The sequence below is a fragment of the Pseudomonas sp. P5_A2_2 genome (assembly GCF_054177685.1).
On sequence record NZ_JBGCUL010000229.1, the window covers coordinates 1 to 6035 of the forward strand.

Annotated in this window: 6 protein-coding genes and 1 pseudogene; 5 read left to right on the forward strand and 2 right to left on the reverse strand. The window is 60.7% G+C overall.

Annotated elements, in window-relative coordinates; all coding sequences use genetic code 11:
• Positions 1-176: 176 nt before the first annotated feature.
• The 4 genes from tauA (at position 177) to tauD (ending at position 3770) form a co-directional block, all read left to right on the forward strand.
• Positions 177-1154: a taurine ABC transporter substrate-binding protein gene (tauA, locus tag ACXRVY_RS14740; RefSeq protein ID WP_457265709.1), complete on the forward strand. Its 978-nt coding sequence runs from the start codon at positions 177-179 to the stop codon at positions 1152-1154.
• Positions 1155-1169: 15 nt separating this feature from the next.
• Positions 1170-1964, forward strand: coding sequence for a taurine ABC transporter ATP-binding subunit (gene tauB / locus ACXRVY_RS14745; protein WP_457265710.1), 795 nt, complete (start codon positions 1170-1172; stop codon positions 1962-1964).
• A complete protein-coding gene (gene tauC / locus ACXRVY_RS14750) occupies positions 1961-2794 on the forward strand; it encodes a taurine ABC transporter permease TauC (protein WP_223462720.1) in 834 nt (277 codons plus the stop codon). Before tauB ends, tauC begins: the two co-directional genes overlap by 4 nt.
• Positions 2795-2927: 133 nt before the next feature.
• Complete coding sequence (gene tauD / locus ACXRVY_RS14755; RefSeq protein ID WP_223462719.1) at positions 2928-3770, forward strand: taurine dioxygenase; 843 nt, start codon at positions 2928-2930, stop codon at positions 3768-3770.
• Positions 3771-3944: 174 nt separating this feature from the next.
• Here tauD and mgrA read toward each other — a convergent pair whose 3' ends face one another.
• Positions 3945-4982 (reverse strand): L-glyceraldehyde 3-phosphate reductase, encoded by a 1038-nt coding sequence (mgrA, locus tag ACXRVY_RS14760; RefSeq protein WP_223462718.1) that lies wholly within the window; start codon positions 4980-4982, stop codon positions 3945-3947.
• A 237-nt stretch (positions 4983-5219) separates the two neighbouring features.
• Here mgrA and ACXRVY_RS14765 point away from each other — a divergent pair, with 237 nt between their 5' ends.
• The gene (locus ACXRVY_RS14765) at positions 5220-5483 is read left to right on the forward strand and encodes a hypothetical protein (protein WP_223462717.1); all 264 of its coding nucleotides are present in this window, start codon (positions 5220-5222) and stop codon (positions 5481-5483) included.
• 24 nt (positions 5484-5507) lie between these two features.
• On the opposite strand, the pseudogene betT reads toward ACXRVY_RS14765, so the two are convergent.
• Positions 5508-6035 (reverse strand): annotated as a pseudogene (betT, locus tag ACXRVY_RS14770) (choline transporter BetT); the annotation flags it as partial.

Here is a 6035-nt window from a genome sequence, read left to right on the forward strand (position 1 = left end):
CACAGGAACTGCGCAAATCCTGTGGGAGCGAGCTTGCTCGCGATAGACCGCGCAGCGGTCTCTCTGAGAATTTTCCCCTCATAAGCTAATTCTAAAAAGTTATTTATTTTAGAATTCTTAGATCATTTAGTCTCTTTCTCACGCCGACACTCGGTCGCCTGACAAGGAGCTTTCTGATGAAACTGACTTTCCCTCTACGCTTGCTGGCGGCCGCTTCCTTGGCTACCGCAAGTTTTTTTGCCCAGGCGGCCGACTTCACCGTCGCCTACCAGACCACCGTTGACCCGGCGAAAGTCGCCCAGGCCGACGGCGCCTACGAAAAGGCCACCCAGGCCGATATCAGCTGGCGCAAATTCGACAACGGTGCCGATATCATCGCTGCCATCGCCTCCGGCGACGTGCAGATCGGCTACCTCGGCTCCAGCCCTCTGACCGCCGCCATCACTCGCAAAGTCCCGGTAGAAACCTTCCTCATCGCCACCCAGATCGGCGCCGCCGAAGCCCTGGTCGCCCGCGACGGTTCCGGGATCAAGACCCCGCAAGACCTGATCGGCAAGAAAATCGCCGTGCCATTTGTKTCCACCGGTCACTACAGCCTGCTSGCWGCGCTCAAGCACTGGAACATCGACCCMTCGAAAGTCACCGTTCTCAACCTGGCKCCACCCGCGATCATYGCCGCCTGGAAACGCGGTGACATCGATGCCACTTACGTGTGGGACCCGGCCCTCGGTGTCGCCAAGGAAAACGGCAAGGTACTGATCACCTCCGGCGAGCTGGCCAAGTTCGGCGCACCGACCTTCGATGCCTGGATCGTGCGCAAGGATTTCGCCGAGAAGCATCCGGAAATCGTCACTACGTTCGCCAAAGTGACTCTGGACGCCTACGCCGATTACCGCAAAGACCCGCAAGCCTGGCTCGCCAACCAAGGCAACGTCGACAAACTGGTGAAGCTCTCCGGCGCCAAGGCCAGCGACATTCCATTGCTGCTGCAAGGCAACGTCTACCCGCTGGCAGCTGACCAGGTGCTCACCCTCGGCGCACCGACTACCAAAGCCATCACCGACACCGCGGCGTTCCTCAAGGAGCAAGGCAAGGTCGAGGCCGTGCTGCCGGACTACGCGCCCTACGTCAGCGCCAAGTTCATCACCAACTGATCGGGAGTCAACGCGATGGCCTTGCTACAGCTGGAGCGCATCAGCGCACAGTACCCCGGCAACCCGGAACCGGTGTTGGCGGATATCTCCCTGAGCCTGGGCCCCCGGCAATTGCTGGTCGCCCTTGGCCCGTCCGGCAGTGGCAAGACTTCGCTGTTGAACCTGATTGCCGGTTTCGTCGAGCCCAGCGCCGGGCGCATCACCCTCGACGGCGTGCCAGTCCAAGGCCCGAGTGCCGAGCGTGGCGTGGTGTTCCAGGACGACGCGTTGCTGCCGTGGCAAGACGTACTGGCCAATGTCGGGTTCGGTCTTGAACTGGCCGGCATCGCCCGGGACAAACGCGAAGCTCGTGCCAGGGAAATGCTCGCCCTGGTCGACCTTTCCGGTTTTGAATTGCGCCGCATCTGGCAGCTTTCCGGCGGCCAGAAGCAGCGTGTCGGCCTGGCCCGCGCCCTCGCCGCCGACCCGCGTGTGTTACTGATGGACGAACCTTTCGGCGCCCTCGACGCCTTCACCCGCGAGCAGATGCAGGAACTGTTGCTGCAAGTCTGGCAACGCACCGCCAAACCGGTGTTCCTGATTACCCACGACATCGAAGAAGCCGTGTTCCTCGCCACCGACCTGATTCTGTTGGCGCCCAACCCTGGGCAAATCGTCGAGCGCCTGAGCCTCGATTTCGGTCAGCGTTATGCCGCCGGCGAGTCGGCTCGCTCGATCAAGTCCGACCCGCGTTTTATCGAAACCCGCGAACACGTACTCGCCAAAGTGTTCTCCCAACGCAGCGCCGCCCAGCGGCAGGAGCGCGCATGAGCAGCTACGAAATTCCCGTCGCGGCGATAACGCCAGGCACCACCGTGATTCCGGCAAGTCGCCGTTTGAGCACTCGCTGGATCAGTGTGCTGACACTGGTCGCTCTCCTTGTTATTTGGTGGGCCGTAACCGCGACCGGTTTGATCGAACCGCTATTCCTGCCGCCACCTTCCGCCGTACTGCAAAAAGGTTGGCTGCTGGCGACTTCGGGTTACATGGATTCAACCCTGTGGCAGCACCTGGGCGCGAGTCTGGGCCGCATCGGCCTGGGCCTCGGTTTTGCGATTCTCACCGCCGTGCCAGTGGGAATCGCCATCGGCGCCAACCGTATCGCCCGTGGCGTGCTCGACCCGCTGATCGAGTTCTACCGGCCGATTCCGCCGCTGGCTTATCTGCCACTGATCGTGATCTGGTGCGGCATCGGTGAATTGTCGAAAGTGCTGCTGATCTACCTGGCGATCTTCGCCCCGATTGCCATCGCCACCGCCACCGGTGTGCGCACGGTCGACCCGGCCAAATTGCGTGCCGCGCAGTCGCTGGGTGCGACCCGCGCGCAGTTGATTCGCCACGTCATTTTGCCCAGTGCCTTGCCGGATATCTTGACCGGTGTGCGCATTGGCCTCGGCGTGGGTTGGTCGACGCTGGTCGCCGCCGAATTGATCGCCGCCACCAGCGGTCTGGGCTTCATGGTGCAATCGGCTGCGCAGTTTTTGGTCACCGATGTGGTGCTGCTGGGGATTCTGGTGATCGCGCTGATTGCCTTTGCCATGGAGTTGGGCCTGCGTGCCCTGCAACGCAAACTGGTGCCGTGGCACGGCCAAAATCACTGACAGTATTCATGTGGGAGCGAGCTTGCTCGCGATGACGGTTGCACATTCAACACCTGTGTCGCCTGACAATCCGCTATCGCGAGCAAGCTCGCTCCCACAAAAAGCTCGGCACACCGGATTGAAGAGAACCACCATGAGCCAACTGACCATCGTTCCTCTAAGCTCCGCCCTCGGCGCGCAAATCAGTGGCATCGACATCAGCCAGCCGCTGAACCTGGAGCAGCGCGATGCCATCGAGCAGGCCCTGCTCAAGCATCAAGTCCTGTTCTTCCGCGACCAGCCAATCACACCACAGCAACAGGCGCGGTTCGCCGCGAGTTTCGGCGACCTGCACATTCACCCGATCTACCCCAACGTGCCGGAACAACCGCAAGTACTGATCCTCGACACCGCCGTCACCGACGTGCGCGATAATGCGATCTGGCACACCGACGTGACCTTTTTGCCGACCCCGGCCATGGGCGCCGTGCTCAGCGCCAAGTTGCTGCCGGCGTTTGGCGGCGACACGTTGTGGGCCAGCGGGATTGCGGCGTATGAAGCCCTGTCGGCGCCGATGAAAACCTTGCTCGAAGGGCTGACCGCCACCCACGATTTCACCCGTTCATTCCCGCTGGAGCGCTATGGCAACACGCCCGAGGCGCTGGTCCAGTGGGAAGAGGCACGACGCAAGAATCCGCCGCTGTCGCACCCGGTGATCCGCACGCACCCGGTCAGCGGGCGCCGCTCGCTGTTCGTCAACGAAGGCTTCACCTCGAAGATCAACGAACTGTCGGAAACCGAAAGCGGGGCGATTCTGAAGTTCCTGTTTGCCCATTCAACGCGGCCGGAGTTCACCATTCGCTGGCGCTGGCAGCAGGACGACATTGCGTTCTGGGACAACCGCGTGACTCAGCATTACGCGGCGGATGATTACCGCCCGGAGCGGCGGGTGATGCAGCGGGCGACTGTGTTGGGGGATGTGCCTTTCTTTCGCTGACCCCTGAAATCTTTGCTGTCAGGACTGGCCTCATCGCGAGCAAGCTCGCTCCCACAGGTTCGGCGGTATTCACAGGATTTGTGTACGACAAGGACACTGTGGGAGCGAGCTTGCTCCGGGCGGCGTTCCGACGATGGCGATCTGAAAGGCGCCGAATAGTCCGGCACCCACTACTTACTCAGCAGTAGAAGGCTTCTCCCAAAGATTGATCCCACCCTCCTGGGCAAATCGGTCAATCTCCGCCAGTTCCTCTGCACTGAAGCTCAAATTCTTCAACGCCCCGACGTTCTCGATGATCTGCTCCGGCCGGCTCGCACCAATCAATGCCGACGTGACCCGTGGATCGCGCAGGGTCCAGGCCAGCGCCAGTTGCGCCAGACTCTGGCCACGACGCTTGGCGATTTCATTGAGTGCCCGCACCTGGGCGATGTTGGCCTCGGACAAATGCGACGCCTGCAACGAACCACCGCCCGGACGATTGACCCGTGCATCCGCCGGCACACCGTTGAGGTATTTGTCGGTCAACAAGCCCTGAGCCAGCGGGGTGAAGGCAATCACGCCAGTGCCAAGTTCGTCAGTGGTGTCCAGCAGGTCTTTTTCCACCCAGCGGTTGAGCAGGTTGTACGCCGGTTGATGKATCAGCAACGGGACTTTCCATTCCTTGAGCAACTGGGCCATTTCACGGGTTTTCACCCCGGAATAGGACGAGATGCCGATATACAAAGCCTTGCCCTGTTGCACCGCTGCGGCGAGTGCACTGGCGGTTTCTTCCAGCGGCGTATCCGGATCAAAACGGTGGGAGTAGAAGATGTCGACGTAATCCACGCCCAAGCGTTGCAGACTCTGGTCGAGGCTGGCCAGCACGTACTTGCGTGAACCGCCGCCCTGACCGTAAGGGCCGGGCCACATATCCCAACCAGCCTTGCTGGAAATGATCAGTTCGTCGCGGTACTGCTTGAAGTCTTCGCGCAGCAAACGGCCGAAGTTGATCTCGGCGCTGCCGTACGGAGGGCCGTAGTTGTTGGCCAGGTCGAAGTGGTTGATGCCCAGGTCGAATGCCGTGCGCAACAAGGCGCGCTGGGTATCGATCGGCGTGCTGTCGCCGAAGTTGTGCCACAGGCCCAACGACAGCGCCGGCAGCACCAGGCCGCTGCGGCCCACGCGGCGGTAAGGGATGGAGTCGTAGCGGTTTTCGGCAGCGGTGTAAGTCATCGAATCCTCTCTTGTCGGTCTTGAATCTGGTCTCGACTGCTTCGCCAGTCGCCCAGCATACGCCCGCACGGACGCCAAAAAACCTGGGACTCGACTAAATGCTGAAACGTTTCACAGAAATTCAATCTGCCCGGAGACATGAACAAAACAGCGACAGGCTTGCGCGATCTGGGCCGACAGGAACAAAGTCGCCAAAGCAACGAAGACGCGATAGCTATCGCAAGGATGGAAGAAACCATGCACACCACGATCATCATCATCACCTTCGGCCTGGTCCTGCTCGCGATGATGCTGTTCATCGGCGAGAAACTCGGCTTYAGCCGTCAGACACTCACCTACAGTTTCGTGATCCTGTGGCTGGCGTTGACAGTGATCAACGGCGCCATCGGCGTGGTGACCGCCGGCCAGGCATTGAGTACGGAACTGGGGATCGGCACGATGGTGTTCAGCATTCCGGTGGCGGCGCTGGTGTTGTTCATGGTGCTGAGCGCCGAGAGCTGAAAAGCCCCGGCGCCCTGCCCGCGATCAACGCACCAGATGCAGGAACTGCATGTGCCGTTCGTACTGGTCGAGGATGTCGTTGATGATCTGCTCCTTGGTGTAGCCCACCAGATCGTAGTTTTGGCTGCCCTCGCTCAAATGCACTTCGGCGCGGTAGTAACGACGGTTGTTGAGCTCCTTGGAACCCATGCCACCCCGGGCAAACGACGGCGTAAAGTAGCCGCGCATTTGCACCTGGTAGATAAATGGATGTTCGTCACCGTGACCGATTTCCAGGCTGACGCTGTCGTTGACCGGTTCTGGATGCGTGATGACCTTGAGGCCCTTCTCGATGAATACCGCCGAGACCTCTTCAATCGCCGGGCGCACCGTCGTATCGAGGAAGCGATAAACCTCATCCCGCGACGGGAAATGCACGGCCTGGCTCAAACGCTGACGCCACCCGCCCCGCCGTGATCCGGACACCGGTGCCAGTGAATGCATCTGCGCAATCTGCTTCTGCGACTCCAGATAAAACGCCTTGTGCAGCCCCCACATCATCAACAGCAGAAT